The 14,928-nt window shown below is 39.6% G+C and carries 15 protein-coding genes and 1 pseudogene; 8 read left to right on the top strand and 8 right to left on the bottom strand.

From position 1 onward, the window contains the following. The first annotated feature begins 87 nt into the window (after positions 1–87). Both AAC000_RS08235 and AAC000_RS08230 read left to right on the top strand, forming a co-directional pair. Complete coding sequence (locus AAC000_RS08235; RefSeq protein WP_339721721.1) at positions 88–642, top strand: carboxymuconolactone decarboxylase family protein; 555 nt, start codon at positions 88–90, stop codon at positions 640–642. A 79-nt stretch (positions 643–721) separates the two neighbouring features. Next, complete coding sequence (locus AAC000_RS08230) at positions 722–1,372, top strand: DsbA family oxidoreductase (RefSeq protein WP_339721719.1); 651 nt, start codon at positions 722–724, stop codon at positions 1,370–1,372. Between the two features lie 13 nt (positions 1,373–1,385). Here the strand turns inward: AAC000_RS08230 and miaE (AAC000_RS08225) are convergent, their stop codons facing one another. The 4 genes from miaE (AAC000_RS08225) to AAC000_RS08210 form a co-directional block, all read right to left on the bottom strand. Beyond that, the gene (gene miaE, locus AAC000_RS08225; protein WP_339721717.1) at positions 1,386–2,147 is read right to left on the bottom strand and encodes a tRNA isopentenyl-2-thiomethyl-A-37 hydroxylase MiaE; all 762 of its coding nucleotides are present in this window, start codon (positions 2,145–2,147) and stop codon (positions 1,386–1,388) included. Positions 2,148–2,159: 12 nt separating this feature from the next. Beyond that, positions 2,160–2,459, bottom strand: coding sequence for a hypothetical protein (locus AAC000_RS08220; protein ID WP_339721716.1), 300 nt, complete (start codon positions 2,457–2,459; stop codon positions 2,160–2,162). Beyond that, entirely contained in the window at positions 2,456–2,686 is a 231-nt protein-coding gene (locus AAC000_RS08215) for a type II toxin-antitoxin system CcdA family antitoxin (protein ID WP_339721714.1), read from the bottom strand. Before AAC000_RS08215 ends, AAC000_RS08220 begins: the two co-directional genes overlap by 4 nt. A 277-nt stretch (positions 2,687–2,963) precedes the next feature. Continuing rightward, a complete protein-coding gene (locus AAC000_RS08210) occupies positions 2,964–3,830 on the bottom strand; it encodes a LysR substrate-binding domain-containing protein (RefSeq protein WP_339721712.1) in 867 nt (288 codons plus the stop codon). 118 nt (positions 3,831–3,948) lie between these two features. On the opposite strand from AAC000_RS08210, the gene AAC000_RS08205 reads away from it, so the two are divergent. The 3 genes from AAC000_RS08205 to AAC000_RS08195 all read left to right on the top strand — a co-directional run bounded on the left by AAC000_RS08205 (position 3,949) and on the right by AAC000_RS08195 (position 6,294). Beyond that, positions 3,949–5,079, top strand: coding sequence for an S-(hydroxymethyl)glutathione dehydrogenase/class III alcohol dehydrogenase (locus tag AAC000_RS08205; protein WP_339721710.1), 1,131 nt, complete (start codon positions 3,949–3,951; stop codon positions 5,077–5,079). Between the two features lie 56 nt (positions 5,080–5,135). Beyond that, complete coding sequence (gene fghA / locus AAC000_RS08200; protein WP_339721709.1) at positions 5,136–5,975, top strand: S-formylglutathione hydrolase; 840 nt, start codon at positions 5,136–5,138, stop codon at positions 5,973–5,975. Positions 5,976–6,090: 115 nt separating this feature from the next. After that, on the top strand, positions 6,091–6,294 hold the full coding sequence (locus AAC000_RS08195) for a bestrophin family ion channel (protein ID WP_339721708.1): 204 nt from the start codon (positions 6,091–6,093) through the stop codon (positions 6,292–6,294). 57 nt (positions 6,295–6,351) lie between these two features. On the opposite strand, the pseudogene miaE (AAC000_RS08190) reads toward AAC000_RS08195, so the two are convergent. The 3 genes and pseudogenes from miaE (AAC000_RS08190) to AAC000_RS08180 form a co-directional block, all read right to left on the bottom strand. Next, a pseudogene (gene miaE, locus AAC000_RS08190) lies at positions 6,352–6,504 on the bottom strand (tRNA isopentenyl-2-thiomethyl-A-37 hydroxylase MiaE); the annotation flags it as partial. 327 nt (positions 6,505–6,831) lie between these two features. Next, entirely contained in the window at positions 6,832–7,014 is a 183-nt protein-coding gene (locus AAC000_RS08185; RefSeq protein WP_339721707.1) for a type II toxin-antitoxin system CcdA family antitoxin, read from the bottom strand. A gap of 65 nt (positions 7,015–7,079) precedes the next feature. After that, a complete protein-coding gene (locus AAC000_RS08180) occupies positions 7,080–8,036 on the bottom strand; it encodes a hypothetical protein (protein WP_339721705.1) in 957 nt (318 codons plus the stop codon). A 429-nt stretch (positions 8,037–8,465) separates the two neighbouring features. Here AAC000_RS08180 and AAC000_RS08175 point away from each other — a divergent pair, with 429 nt between their 5' ends. Next, the gene (locus AAC000_RS08175) at positions 8,466–10,517 is read left to right on the top strand and encodes a hypothetical protein (RefSeq protein ID WP_339721703.1); all 2,052 of its coding nucleotides are present in this window, start codon (positions 8,466–8,468) and stop codon (positions 10,515–10,517) included. Between the two features lie 204 nt (positions 10,518–10,721). Here the strand turns inward: AAC000_RS08175 and AAC000_RS08170 are convergent, their stop codons facing one another. Beyond that, the gene (locus AAC000_RS08170; RefSeq protein WP_339721701.1) at positions 10,722–11,222 is read right to left on the bottom strand and encodes an Lrp/AsnC family transcriptional regulator; all 501 of its coding nucleotides are present in this window, start codon (positions 11,220–11,222) and stop codon (positions 10,722–10,724) included. A gap of 172 nt (positions 11,223–11,394) precedes the next feature. Here AAC000_RS08170 and AAC000_RS08165 point away from each other — a divergent pair, with 172 nt between their 5' ends. Continuing rightward, positions 11,395–13,554, top strand: a complete 2,160-nt coding sequence (locus tag AAC000_RS08165; protein ID WP_339721699.1) for a TonB-dependent receptor — start codon at positions 11,395–11,397, stop codon at positions 13,552–13,554. 75 nt (positions 13,555–13,629) lie between these two features. Then, positions 13,630–14,916: a cytosine permease gene (locus AAC000_RS08160; RefSeq protein ID WP_339721698.1), complete on the top strand. Its 1,287-nt coding sequence runs from the start codon at positions 13,630–13,632 to the stop codon at positions 14,914–14,916. Positions 14,917–14,928: the final 12 nt, after the last annotated feature.

The following is a 14,928-nucleotide window of genomic DNA, read 5'->3' as shown; positions in this document are numbered from 1 at the left end:
ATTGGTACAAATTAGAAATCAGTGATGATTAAACTCTAAAACATGCTTTAGATTGAAACCCATTTAACTAAAATTTAGGAAACCAATATGACAACATTAACTATCCATACCATAGATTCAGCGCCAGAAGGCAGCAAGCCACTTTTAGAAGGGTCAGTAAAGGCGTTTGGCATGCTTCCTAACCTACATGGTGTGTTAGCCAGCTCTCCAGAAACATTGGATGCATACCAAAAACTCCATCAATTATTTATGGATACGTCATTTAATGCTGAAGAACTAACCGTTGTTTGGCAGGCCATCAATGTTGAACATGCGTGCCATTATTGTGTACCTGCGCACACCGGTATTGCCCACTCTATGAAAGTTGATGCTGCGATCACCGAAGCGCTGCGTAACGAACAGCCAATGCCAAATGCTAAGTTACAAGCTCTTTATGATACGACTCTTATTATTGTGCGTAATCGTGGACATATTTCTCAAGCAGAATTAGACAACTTTTATGCTGCAGGTTATGGCGAGCAACAAGTATTAGAAATTATTCTAGGCTTGTCACAAAAAATCATCAGTAACTACACTAACCATATTGGTAATACACCAGTAGATAAACCTTTTGAAGGCTTCGCTTGGACAAAAAAAGCCTAATTAATCATTAGTTAAAATGTGATCCTACATTCAGTGGGATCAACATTTGTATCTTCACCTAATTTTTTAGAGGATTTGTATGCCACACAAGCTAAAAATAGACATTATCTCGGACGTGGTTTGCCCTTGGTGCATCATTGGTTACAGAAATTTACAACAAGCCATCACTGAGTTGGGCGTGCAAGACCAAGTTGAAATTGAATGGCAACCATTTGAACTTAACCCAGATATGCCACCAGAAGGTGAAAATTTACGAGAACATTCAGCCAGAAAATACGGCTCTACACCTGAAAGCAGTGCGCGTTTTAGACAAGAAATGAGTCAACGAGGCAATGACGTTGGTTTTAGTTTTGACTACTTTGACGCTATGAAAATAGTCAATACAAGGCAAGCCCATATTTTATTGGAATTCGCTAAAGACTTTAACTTACAAACAGCACTAAAATTACGACTATTTTCTGCGTTTTTTACTGAACATAAAGATATATCAGACCGCAATGTTTTAGCACAAGAAATTGCAGCTGTTGGTTTAGATGTTAATGCCGCCATGTTGAAATTAGATAGTGGTAGCGCTTTTAGCGACGTTCAGGAAAAAGAAACACAATGGCATAGCTTAGGTGTGTCGTCTGTACCCACAGTGGTAATTAATCGAACCACTGGGATCTCAGGAGCTCAACCTGTAGAAGCATTTAAAGAATTTATTGCTGCTGAGTTAGATGCATTCAGCTAATGTAATTAAAGTTTTAAAGCAACGCTGGCACACCACTATGAAATCTAAATTCAGCGTCTTCATTCAAAATAAGCGCTGATTCTTTTTCAGCAAAAAGCGCCACTCGCTGAGTGATATCTTGTTGTGAAACCTTTTCAGCTAACCCCAAATAGTCTTGAAAATGCCTCGCTTCTGAACGTAACAAAGAGGTGTAGAATTTTTCTAGTTCAACATCTAAATGTGGGGCTAACTTCGCAAAACGTTCACAAGAGCGCGCTTCTATGTAGGCACCACATATTAGCGTATCACTGAGTTTGGCAGGCTCGTGAGTACGCACATGTTTCATCATGCTTCTGGCATAACGGGATGCCGTTAGATTGTCGTAGGTCACTCCCCTACTCTGCATAATTTCCCACACCTGTTGAAAATGATGTAATTCTTCTTTGATCAACAACACCATTTTACTGATCAATTCGTCACCATGTGCAAAATCAGACTTGCTGATCAACTTCTTTGAAAGGTTAACGTAGTTGCTAAAATCACCATTGCCAACTTTACGATAGACAAAGTCTTCATAAGGTTTTAGCCAGGCTAATAATGCATCTCCACTTGGTTGATCGACCGCATAACGGCGCAATAACAACATAGCGGTTTGCGCCGCTTTGAGTTCGCAATTAGCATGATCGACTAATAACGTTGGCAGATTTTCGGGCTTGATGGCCTCTTCGATCCAGGCTTGAGGAGTCTGACAATGAAGAAATGTTTCTATCGGTTCTAATAGCTGATGAATATTCAATTAAAATTTCTCTCAAAAACCATCAATTAATAAATCTAAGCCAGATTTAATCTCTGCTCTATAAAACTGCAAATTACTATTTGGTATTACTTTCATTTGTTCTTTCGAGACTGTGGCTATGTCTAGCAGATCAACATAGTAAGGCTCTTCATCAATCATGATTGGAACTTGCAGACCTTTTATAAAGGTTTCCTGTGAATAAGCTTGAATTGTTGCCACTAGAATACTATCGATTTCGTTAAATATTGTGTTGGTAAGGATAACAAATTTTTGACCGTAGGCTTCACATACTGAAAACTGTTGGAAACTCATAGTTGTCGAATCTTTTCAGAAAATGTACCTTGCTCTTCAACTCTACGATTATGTTCTGCTATTGCTTGCTTGTTTTCCTGTTGCCAGCGCTCATATTTAGCCACTTTCACAGCTTTGCTCAATGCTTCTTCCAAAATTGCAGATGGACTTAACTTAAGTTCTTTTGCGTCATTTATTAGTTGGGCGCTAATAGAGGTATTACAAGATACTTTAAGGTTCGCTGACATGCTTTGCTCCCACATAAAACCAACACATTAATTATGCGCAAATTTAATGCGCAGACAAGTATTAATTACAACCAGATTAATTTATCGATCTGAATGTGCAGTTGCACACTTATACTTTCAACTTACAAATTGCATGATCACGTTGCTAGTTTTGCAGCTTTGATCGTTTCATCTAGCTTTGAGGGTTTTCATCCCTTAAAAGGCTTTTGTTGGGGATTAACAACTTTTCCAAATTAATAAGATCTCTAAACACATATGCTAAATGAAATAATAACCTTTAAATTAATTGCTCTGCCAAATAATCCACTAACAACCTTATTTTTGGCGACAAGTGGCGGTTTTGAGGATAGATAGCCCAAATACCTTCATCAGGCTCTCGATAATTATCCAGTAAGGTGATCAATGCTCCACTTTGCAGGTGATCTTGAACATAATAATCGGGTAATTGCACTATGCCCAGGCCTTTTAAAGCCGCATCAACAAGTCCGAAGCCACTGTTATAGCGGAGTTTTCCTGTTACTCGAATATTCTTCTCTTTATCTGCTTCTCTAAAATGCCAATAATCCAGAGTTCCTAAAAGGCAAGTGTGTTTACTCAATTCTGACAAGGAGTGAGGTATGCCATGTTTGTCCAGATAGGTTGATGATGCACACACATAATTGGTCCGCTTTCCTAGTTTTTTCGCCATCATCGATGAATCAGTCAACTTGCCAATACGAATAGCTAAATCATAACCACCTTCAACCAAGTCCATGTTTTGATTTGTTAGAAAGGCGCTTACCTCAATGTCACTGTATTGCCTCATGAAATTATTCACCAGCGGTAATATTTGTTGTTCACCATAAGTAACTGGTGCTGTTAGCTTTATTTTCCCCTGAGGTTTCGATTGCAAGTTTGTTATGGCGCGTTCTGCGGCATCTAATCCATCAAGTACACCGCGACAATGTTGATAAAAAACACGTCCTTCTTCAGTTAAGGTTACTTTGCGTGTCGTACGATAAAACAATTTTATATTCAGTCGTTTTTCCAGCGCACTGATCTGACGGCTTACTTGAGCAGTAGAAATAGCCATTTTTTTCGAGGCTTGTGTAAAGCTCTCGTTTTCGGCGACATAGACAAATTCGCTAATACCTTCCCACTGCATAATTATTACCACCTCGTAAAAGTGAATTAACAAACCAGCATATTATCATCTTATCAGGAATAACTATAATAACGTCATACGTACATACACTGTGTACAACCACAAAGTGAGAATAAATATGTCAGACAAATTTATAAAATCGAAAGCCGCCGTTGCCTGGGGGCCAAATCAGCCATTATCCATAGAAGAGGTTGACGTTATGCTACCTCGTAAAGGTGAAGTGCTCATCAAAGTTATTGCCTCAGGCGTTTGCCATACCGATGCGTTTACCTTATCAGGTGATGATCCAGAGGGTATTTTCCCCGTTATTTTAGGTCACGAAGGGGGTGGTATTGTGGAGCAAGTGGGTGAAGGTGTAACCAGTGTAAAAGTGGGCGACCATGTTATCCCACTCTACACACCAGAGTGCGGTGAATGTAAATTCTGTCTTTCGGGAAAAACCAACCTGTGTCAAAAAATTCGTGAAACCCAAGGTAAAGGTTTGATGCCCGATGGCACCACCCGTTTTTACAAAGATGGCCAGCCAATTTTCCATTACATGGGCTGTTCTACATTTTCTGAATACACAGTTTTACCTGAAATATCTCTAGCAAAAGTCAATAAAGCCGCGCCATTAGAAGAAGTTTGTTTACTGGGTTGTGGAGTGACAACAGGTATGGGCGCTGTCATGAATACCGCTAAAGTTGAAGAAGGGGCTACCGTTGCCATTTTTGGCCTAGGTGGTATTGGCCTGTCAGCTGTCATTGGCGCAACCATGGCAAAAGCCAGTCGCATTATTGCGATTGATATCAACGAAAGCAAATTTGAACTAGCCAAAAAACTAGGCGCAACAGATTGTATTAATCCAAAAGACTACGACAAACCAATTCAAGAAGTCATAGTAGAGTTAACTGATGGTGGTGTTGATTACTCATTTGAATGTGTTGGCAACGTGAACCTTATGCGCTCTGCTTTAGAGTGTTGCCACAAAGGTTGGGGGGAATCAGTAGTGATTGGAGTGGCCGGTGCAGGACAAGAAATATCCACTCGTCCATTCCAGCTTGTGACTGGCCGTGTATGGCGAGGATCTGCCTTTGGTGGCGTTAAAGGTCGCTCTGAATTACCCAATTACGTTGAGCGTTATTTAGCAGGTGAATTTAAATTGAATGACTTTATTACCCACACTATGCCTCTGGAAGACATCAATAAGGCATTTGATCTGATGCATAAAGGCGAAAGCATTCGAACAGTCATTCATTTTGATAAATAAAGTCACTCCATTGGCCAGAATCACACCGATTTTGGGCAGCCTTTCGAGGTATTCCTATGAAAATTGAAAATTTAAGTGCCAATAAAAGTTTTGGTGGTTGGCACAAACAATATAGCCACCAGTCGCATACATTAAATTGCACTATGCGGTTTGCAATCTATTTACCGCCACAAGTATCAAGTGGCAAAAAAGTACCTGTGTTGTACTGGTTATCAGGCCTAACCTGCAGCGATGAAAATTTTATGCAAAAAGCCTGTGCTCAGCGTATCGCTGCCGAACTAGGTATAGCGATTGTTGCACCAGATACTAGCCCTCGTGGTGAAGAAGTGGCTGATGATAAAAGTTATGATTTGGGGCAAGGCGCAGGCTTTTATGTCAATGCAACGCAACCCCCTTGGGATCGTCATTATCAGATGTATGATTATGTAGTTAAAGAACTACCTGCGCTAATTGAAGCCGCGTTTCCAGTGTCAAATAAACGTGCGATAAGTGGTCATTCAATGGGAGGGCATGGCGCACTGACCATAGCCATGTTAAACCCAGAGCGTTATAGCTCAATGTCGGCATTTAGTCCTATTTGTAATCCTATGACTGCACCTTGGGGGCAAAAAGCTTTTACTGCTTATTTGGGTAAAGATAAAGCCACTTGGGAAAAACACGACGCCAGTGAATTAATGCGTCAGGCGACTCAGTTTGTCCCGGCAAAAGTTGATCAAGGTGGCGCGGATGATTTTCTGGTTGAACAGTTAAAAACTGAAGTATTAGAAGCAGCAGCGAAGGTTAGTGCTTATCCACTAGAACTGGCAATTCATGACGGTTATGACCATAGCTACTATTTTATATCGAGTTTTATTGAAAAGCACTTGCGCTTTCATGCCACCTACTTAAATGAATAGCTCTTGTTGAGGAGGTAAATACTCGGCGGCCCTCCCCTGTTTAGAAAGCACCTTAAGTGGCGATATAACGCCTAATCATATTTATAGTTGGCAAATAAGTTGAGGCGCTACATCCATGGGATTATCGCCCCCTATTTTTGCCTATGCGTTTTTTGGTTTAGATGCATTGAATGAAGAACTGGAGGAGCCTTTTGCCCTTTCAGCTAACGATTTAGCGTTAAGTGTTATGGCGCGATCTGTTGAGATTAGTATATTAGAGAGGTTGAGGGAAACTGAGTTCCACTCCCTTATTCAGCCGACAAATTACCGTCTTGAATAAAGTCTTATCAGGATCGTTGGCAGGAAAAACATTTGAATTCTTTAGTATGCACATATATGCCTTCAGCTCACAATTAGCATAATCAATCAGCAGCGTTGTCAGTTTTTCAGGCTTGATAGCTTCATCAATCCAGCTTTGTGGGGTTTAGCATTGGAGGAAAGTATTGATAGGCAGTAAGAGTTGTTTATTTACATTTAAATCTCTGCTCATTGGTTAAAAACCTTCAATCAACAGATCGATACCTGCTTTAATTTCGGCACTGTATGGTTGAATACTAACCTCTAATATTGGCTTTAGCTGTTTTTAGAAACTGTCGCAATATCCAACAAATCAACGTAACAAATCTCATTATTAATATTTACAGATATTTGCAAGCCTGAAATCAATAAGTGATCATTTTGTATTTGCACTGGAGCCACCAAAATACTGTCAACTTCATTAAACAATGCGTTAGTGAGGATAACTACTCTTTGATTGTGTGATTTACAAACTAAAAACTGTTCAATATGCACCGACGGGTTCATAGCTGCGTGATTATCATAGCTGCGCAACTTTTTCTGAAAATGTGCCCTGCTCTTCAATTTTACGATTGTACTGGGCTATCGCTTGCTTGTTCTTATGACTCCAGCGCTCATACTTAGCTGCTTTTACTGCGTTGCAAAAAGCCTCTTCCAAAACCGTAGAAGGGCTTAGATTTAGTGCTCTCGCTTCATTAATCACCGCGGCATCGATAGAAGAACATTTGGTTTAACATTTACGTAGTGCGATGCTGCCAGAAGAAAAATTTATATAATTCGTTTTCTGCAAATTGTCATCAATAAAAAACCAAAAGCAATTAAAGAAAATGAGTTAGGTGCAGGTACAGAAGTAACTGCATTAGCTGAAAATATCTTACCTTCAGAGCCAACAATCATGGCATCATTAATCACGTTCATATTGCTATCATAGGCAGTGAATTGTCCGAATTTCATGGTATTCAAAAAATCAATCGAGCCACTAATATTATCCAATAATGAATCTAGCTCTATCTCAAGATCAAGATACCATTCAAGTTCTAATCTCGCCTCGCCATTTATTACGTCAATAAAAAAACTATGACTTTCATCGGCATATATATTATTGACAGAGCCAAGTGGATTTAGTCCAAAAACGTTGTTCCAATCTCCGTCACTAACCACATCTATACTAGAGCTCGCTAGCGCATTATTTTCATTGATCCAACCGTCAATTGAAAAATCAACTTTTAAACGACTTACCTCACTGGCTGATTGAATATTTAGGTCATTACGATAATAGGTATAAGAAGCAGCATAAAGAAATGATGGTAATCCATTTGGATCGACACTGTGCTCGTCGAAATTATCATCTAATACATAGGGAGAATTCTGCACATTGTAGAATGGATTGTCCACAGACAAAGAAACACCTGCTTTAAACTCACCTTGCTCGGTGATCCTATTCTGAGCGCCGTAATTTACTGTCATGGTATCGTTTTCGTCGCTAGCATTGAGACCAGAATATTGTAGGGTGTCAGAAATAGTTGCAAAGACGGCACTGCCGTCAATTGAGGAATCTTGGTCACCTGCAGAATACATACTACAACATGTTCCTCCGTCAATGCGATTCCCGCCACCAAATAATACTGTGACATCATTGACGATCACGCCAGCATAGGCAATGTGAGATAACAAGCTAAGTGAGATGACAAAACAGCCAATACACATTTTCAAAACGTTTAACATTTCAATTTCTCCATTTTTAAAATAATTTTTATTAAGTCATATTGCAGTTGGTGAGCTTGCTTAAACTTAAACGACAAAGACACCAAACATCATCGTTCCTAGTTACTACCTCACTTTTTCACCACATTAATGTGCAAAATTTAGACAGATTTAATTCCCCAAAAAACAAGAAACTAAAACTTAGCTACTCTAAAAATTTACTTTCAAATCCATTACTTAGAGTTAACTAATAACCAATTTCACTTTTGCAGAAATAGTATTAAATACAAGGCTATATTAAATTTGTGCTTTTTATCTGCGACTAATTGGGCTTAAATGAGTTAACTGAAACATTTAATTATTGTCGAATTGATAGTGGCAATTAATTATTAGCGATAGTGACTAGTGCAATCTGCAGAAAACCAAGGGAAAAGGTTTAAAAACAACACCATGACGAAAATAAGTAACAGTCAATCTTCCCGCCAAAGAGGGGTTAGAGCTTCTCTCATAAAGATCCATGCTGCGATGGTAAATGCGGGTCTGCACTCACAAGCAGATATTGCCAAAAAAATTCAGGATTTAGAGCAAACCCCTTCGACACCTCGTTCATTGGTCAGCCGTGTCTGCAGAAGCGAGTCAGTAGACCCTGTTTCTATAGAACGTGTTGCCGCAGCCTTGGGTATACCGGGCTGGCAATTGTATTTGAATTCGACAGAACAAAATATTGAAGACTTGGAACATGACGATTTAACGATCCCAACCGATACCCCACTTGAAGCTGACCTACAACTTAAATCACGACAAAAGATTCCAACTTTACTAGTTGTAATCTCAGTGATGGTTATAATTTTAGTTATGGTTTTCCGTTCATTTAATAATGTTAATCCAGATGCTAATGCATTCCCCTTGGCTAATATTCTCAATCAAGCTCATAAATCAATAGTGAGTTTGGTTATATGGCCTAAAGACATATTGAGTGAAACGACGGCATCAAACCTTAACCAAAGTTCATCCATAACAAATATCAATCCATCTTTGTTAGACAGCCAACTTGATAGTTCTCTGCAATCTATAGATTTAGCCAGGCAATATGAATCTGATGTCGTGGTAACGCTGTCGACGAAACAAAAAGGTCGGTATATTGTGCAGCAAGCGCAAATGTATTTTGATGGCGTAGAGCGAGTCATTGGATATTATGTTTTTCCATTAGCCAATCAAAATATGTATGCAACAATTATTGCGGCGAAATTACAGGCAACCATAGATCAACTATTGTCCCATCCGCAGCAGTCACTTATTTTTGACACTTCGTATATGTACGCTATGGATGTATTGTTGGATGCTAGAATTTTGCTAGACACTCGGGATATGCAAAAGGAAGGAGATAAAGTTACCGCGATGCTGCTCTCAGCTATTCTTGAGCATGATGACATTGCCGACTTGAAAGGTGCACTTTGTCAGACGTATATACTGAAAAGCTGGCAAGATGAAGAAAAACATCATCTAGATCAGGCTGCTTCAGCATGCAGTGAGGCTATACTTTTGGATCCTGACTCCCCATACATCCAAGCATTGAATGCGGAACTGGACACACTGACCGGACAAACTGATAGCGCACTCAATTCCTATAAAAAGACACTTAAAATTTGGCCCAATCATTTAAAGTCGCTCAGCGGTTTAGCCGAAACTTATCTCCATAAGGCCAACCAATCACCCACTGAATCAGATACAGCATTGGCACTGGCAGAACAAAATCTGTTGCGAGCAATAAACTTGGAAGATGATTATTGGTATTACTATGAAACGTTAGGGACTATATACTTCAATCTTCAACAACCTAGCAGGAGTCTGGCTTATTTCCAACTTTCTGCCAATCTCAGCCAAAATCCGGTGTCCTTAACCAATGTTGGCATATTAACCCTTTGTAGCGGAGATTTTCCAAAAGCAGAGGAACAGTTCCACAATGTTATACAAGCAGCTCCTCAGTCTCACTTGGGTTATCAGTTTTTAGGTTTACTCTATTCGTATCAAAACAAAAGCGCCGAGGCAATTGCCCAAATTAAGGTGGCTTTGGATAAATTAGGTAATCAGGAAGGGGCAAATATCTACAATTACTGGGGTTATCTGGCGGATGTGTATCGTTGGTCTGGGGAGCAAGATTTGGCTATCAGTGCTTATAAACAGGCGATAAAAGCTCTGCAACATTATAAATTAAGAGGGGTTAATGGAATAAGTGAAGACGTATCGCAGCTCTATTATGAGGTTCAAATTAGCAATATTTCCCATAACTTAGGGCTGAATAAGCAACAATTAATAACCCGATTCGATCTTCTAAAGGATCAGGAGGCAGGAATGGCTTCGGATCTAAAAATGTCCCAAATAGAGCTCAACATTGGCAATCAGGCTGAATCTATTGAGCGTTGGACAAGCATATCAGGCCAGTGCAAATTCTATCAGATCAATCCAGATTTTAATGACGTTGCTAAGAGCAATAAACTCTGACATTGGTCAAAGTTTAAAAATTATCGCTAATATTGTTTAACGAAATGCACATTTGGTAGGACTCAATAATACTAGGTCCAACAATTATGAGTATCTAGAATGATATGAACAGACTCGCATTCCGATCAGATTTAGCATAATCCAGCAGTGTTGGTACGCTTTATTTAAAAGCATGCCCTTTTTAGCTTTTAAAGTAATTAACACTTAATCCAACCACTCCAACTTCTGCAACGGGTAACCTAAATACCACTTTGAGCGCTCCAAAATAATACGTGTTTTGACTTTTTGAATGCCCAATTTGGAGTTGCCATTCACTGTGTCGCATAATGCGTTGAGAGCTTGAGTGTCGGAGCAGCAAGTAAAGCAGATGTAATCTACGTCTCCGGTTATACGCAAACAATCCATAAATTCAGGCCTTGCGTTAATAGCATCTTCAAATATTTTCCTGGCTTTTGGATTATTAGACTCCAAAGTGAATTCAACATAAGCCAATACATTTTTGGCGATACGGTTTAAATCCAAATCAGTATGAAAACCAATAAAATAACCTGCTTCTTTAAGAGCTTTGGTACGCTGAAAACAGGCACTGTTTGACAAACCAACTCGCTCACTGAGTTCTTGATTAGAAATATCTGACTGAGTGTGAACAATCGTTATTATTTTTCTGTTGATCTGGTCTAGCTTAATGCTTTTCTTACTACTCATTGGTAACCCATATACAGTTAAAAAACGATTGTTTTGTGAAAACGGCTTTGACCTAAAGATTATCCGTTTGTGTGCAGTGTCTTCAACAGAAAATTTTCATTCTTTAGTAATATACTATGAAGACAAATAAATAAGAAAATTGCTAACCGAAGCATTAATGGGAACCAACACCATGTCTAAGCGCCGAACTCAGCTTGTAAATAATAACCCCCTAAGCAAAATAGCAGCCGCAATAATATTGCCAAGTACATTAATGTTTGGCGTTTCTTTTCCCCTTATTGCAGCTGAAGAACAGTCATTGCTTCAAACCGATATTGAAAAAATAGTCGTTACCTCCCGTGGACGTGCAGAAAACCTCCAAAATATTCCTGAGTCGATTACTTCTTTTAATGCTGAACAAATTGAGCGAGCTGGCATAAAGAGCTTTCGTGATGTGGCAGACCTAACGCCAAACCTTAGCCAGTTAGATAATTTTCGTCCAGGTTTAGCGCGCATTCAAATTCGTGGATTAATCACTCCGCAGGTCGGTGATGCTCCCTTAGCTTTTGTTGTTGATGGTATTACAGCCTCTGATTTAGAGTTTATGAATCAACAGTTGTTTGATATTGAAAGAATCGAAATACTCCGTGGTGCCCAAGGCGCTCTGTATGGCCGTGGTGCAATTGGAGGCGCAGTTAACATTACCACCCGTAAACCAACTAACGATTTTGAAGCGAAAGTAAGCACGTCCATTGCCAGTGGCAGTGATTTGCGTTTGTCAGGTGTAGCCTCAGGAGCCGCAGTCGAAGACCAAGTCTACTTTAGAGTCGGTGCTTACAGACGAGATTATGATGGACAGCTCGACAATACATTCTTAAATCAAAAAGTGGATTTTCATGAAGAGAATTCCGTTTTTGGTAAATTAAGTATTGATGTGACTGACGACTCTATCTTAGATTTAAATGCACGTTTAACTAATACGGAATCAGGTATTGGTTACTATCAACCCGTTGATGCTAACACTGTAGAAGATTTTTCGCTGCAGGTTGAACATAATGTGCCGGGGTTAGATACCCGTGATTTAGCGGAGTTTAGCGCACGCTATTCACATGATTTTGAAGCCTCTACACTTGAATTAGTTGCTGGTTATAGTGAATCGGATCAAAGCGGATTTTCTGATGGTGACTTTTCAAATAAAGAAAGTGATTTTGACGGCTTTTATTATGCGGGCGCCCAAGAAAATATTTTGAAAGTAGAGTCAACTACCTTTGAGGCACGTCTAAAGTCTAGTGGTGACACTCGACTGCGCTGGGCATTTGCCGCTTTTGCCCAAGAGCGCACGCGCGACAGCGAATTTCACAGCTATGATGATATAGCGGGCAATCAGCCGCAAACCCGTGCAGACTTTGACGATAGTTTACTTGTTTTTAGTATACTAGATGATAACAGTAGCAGCGCATGGGCCTTATCTACCCAGTTAAATTACGATTTCACCGATAAACTTGAGTTAACTGCAGCAATTCGTTACGACAACGATGACAGAGAATCTTTTGATCAACGTTTTGTTGAAGACACCTTTGAGAAAAAGAATTTTTCTGAGCTTCAGCCGAAATTTTCAGTCGCCTATCAAATGAATCCAGAAACCCTTATTTATGGTGGCTATTCACGAGGTTTCCGCAGTGGAGGGTTTAACGAACCTCATCCAGATATTAGCCGCACCTTCGATAAAGAAGTCTCTGATAGCTTTGAACTAGGCTTTAAAACCAGTGTGCTAGAGGGTAATGGTACCTTTAACTTTGCTTTATTTCGAATTGATCAAGAAGATGCACAAATAACTCGTTTTAATGGCGAGACTTTTACCTTAGAAAACATCTCTGTTGATGATGTGAGTACCCAAGGTATTGAGTTTGAGTTATCAGTTAATGCTAGCGATAATTTAACCTTGAAGGCTAATGGCGGAATTATTGACTCAGACATTCAAACCTTTACTGAGCGTCCAGATTTAATAGGTTCATCGTTGCCCCACGTAGCTGAATACAACTTCAACTTGGTATCTGAATACGAATATGAGATGTCATCGGACATGGATTTAATTTTACGCGCCGATTTGAACCACAATGGTCCTAGAATATTTAGTTTTGATATACCCGATATTGAATCATCTAAGCAAACCTTTATCAATTTAAGGGCGACCCTTGAATCCGATGTATGGTCAGTAACAGCTTATGCAGACAACCTAACGGATGAACGTCAAATAGAAGATTTAGTCTTGTTAGGCAATAGTGTAGTGTCGTTAGGACGTTTCCCTAACATAGGCTCAAGCTTTGGTGTGCAACTCAACTATAACTTCTAAATGGTACTACTTTCGTGAGCCCTTACTAAATAAGGGCTTGTTGTTACAGAGTTTACACAACTATGAGTTACCAAAATGAAGCCAGAACTAAATGAATTTTCCGCGGTAAAGATTACGGACAGTCAACTCGTCCCTTGGCCTCGTGTTGCAGCAGTAGGTGCCATGGTCGCGTTTTCATTACCCACTTTTATTACGGGTCTTGAAGTCTATCAGGCCCTTGAACCTATACAGGCTGCTTTGGCCTTATTTATAGGTTCTGTGATTATTTTCGCCATTGGTGGAATAATGGGTGTTATTGGTGCTAAAACACGCATGAGCTCTTATTTACTGGTGCGTATTGCTTTTGGAGACAAAGGGGCGAGCATAGTCAATATTGCTTTTGCAATATCGTTGCTAGGTTGGTTTGGAGTTAATATTAACTTGTTTGGCGAAGCAGTGTCTCGTCTTGCTTTAGACGTTTTTAATATCAATATCGCCCCTTTAACCTTGGCTATTATTGCCAGTTTTTGTATGACTTTGACTACTGTGATTGGTTTTAAAGCCATTAATTGGCTAGCAACAATAATGGTGCCTGTATTGGCTGGCGTGACTTTTTTATTGGCTAGTTCTGCCCTCAGTGAAAAATCATTGGAACAAATTCTAACCACCAATAAAGTCGCCACATTATCACTTGGAGAAGGCATTTCAGCGGTAGTGGGTGCCATCATTATTGGCGCGATAATTTTACCCGATATTACCCGCTTCGTTAAACACTGGTCGAATGCTATTTATATCGCTTTTATCTCCTATATTGTTGTGCAGTTGTTGGTGATGGGAGCTGCAGGTTTAGCTGGCGCATCTTCAGGAAAAGCAGACATACTAGATATTATGATTGATCTGGGCTTAGGCATAGGCGCATCAATTATAGTCATTGCCGGAAGTTGGGTGCTTAATTCTTTGAATTTATACAGTGCTGTACTCAGCACAACCGCGACTTTCCCTAAGTTGAATACCACTTGGGTAACGATATGTTTAGGTTTAGTAGGGGTTTTTGTTGCCTTATTAAACCTGCTCGACAACTTTATTACCTTTATCTTTTATCTATCGGTTATTTTTGTTCCTGTTGCTGGGATCATCATTAGCGATTATTTGTTTATTCGCCCTCATGCCTACAACATTGAATCTTTGAACAACAATAGAACAATCGCTCCGAAAGGTTTTATAGCTTGGTTGCTCAGCGCTATTTTTGCAATTTTAAGCACTGAAGCTTTAATTCCATCACCGTCAGGAATAGCCGCCATTGATGCTATTTTTCTTGCTGGCATTGTATACACCGCATTATCTTGGAATGAACGTCATTCCAATCACCGTACCGAAAGTTAGAGGCAAAACACA

Source organism: uncultured Paraglaciecola sp. (assembly GCF_963977085.1).
Classification (GTDB): Bacteria; Pseudomonadota; Gammaproteobacteria; order Enterobacterales; family Alteromonadaceae; genus Paraglaciecola.
The sequence above is the reverse complement of the archived record's forward strand: the minus strand, read 5'-3'. Positions and strand labels throughout refer to the sequence as shown.

Bases quoted from the DNA above. Each gene is read 5' to 3' on its own strand.
- fghA (WP_339721709.1), top strand. From the start codon at position 5,136: ATGAAAATTGAAAATTTAAGTGCCAATAAAAGTTTTGGTGGTTGGCAC.
- AAC000_RS08170 (WP_339721701.1), bottom strand. From the start codon at position 11,222: ATGAGTAGTAAGAAAAGCATTAAGCTAGACCAGATCAACAGAAAAATA.
- AAC000_RS08235 (WP_339721721.1), top strand. From the start codon at position 88: ATGACAACATTAACTATCCATACCATAGATTCAGCGCCAGAAGGCAGC.
- AAC000_RS08160 (WP_339721698.1), top strand. From the start codon at position 13,630: ATGAAGCCAGAACTAAATGAATTTTCCGCGGTAAAGATTACGGACAGT.
- AAC000_RS08195 (WP_339721708.1), top strand. From the start codon at position 6,091: ATGGGATTATCGCCCCCTATTTTTGCCTATGCGTTTTTTGGTTTAGAT.
- AAC000_RS08205 (WP_339721710.1), top strand. From the start codon at position 3,949: ATGTCAGACAAATTTATAAAATCGAAAGCCGCCGTTGCCTGGGGGCCA.
- AAC000_RS08220 (WP_339721716.1), bottom strand. From the start codon at position 2,459: ATGAGTTTCCAACAGTTTTCAGTATGTGAAGCCTACGGTCAAAAATTT.
- AAC000_RS08210 (WP_339721712.1), bottom strand. From the start codon at position 3,830: ATGCAGTGGGAAGGTATTAGCGAATTTGTCTATGTCGCCGAAAACGAG.
- AAC000_RS08215 (WP_339721714.1), bottom strand. From the start codon at position 2,686: ATGTCAGCGAACCTTAAAGTATCTTGTAATACCTCTATTAGCGCCCAA.
- AAC000_RS08230 (WP_339721719.1), top strand. From the start codon at position 722: ATGCCACACAAGCTAAAAATAGACATTATCTCGGACGTGGTTTGCCCT.
- AAC000_RS08175 (WP_339721703.1), top strand. From the start codon at position 8,466: ATGACGAAAATAAGTAACAGTCAATCTTCCCGCCAAAGAGGGGTTAGA.
- AAC000_RS08180 (WP_339721705.1), bottom strand. From the start codon at position 8,036: ATGTTAAACGTTTTGAAAATGTGTATTGGCTGTTTTGTCATCTCACTT.
- AAC000_RS08165 (WP_339721699.1), top strand. From the start codon at position 11,395: ATGTCTAAGCGCCGAACTCAGCTTGTAAATAATAACCCCCTAAGCAAA.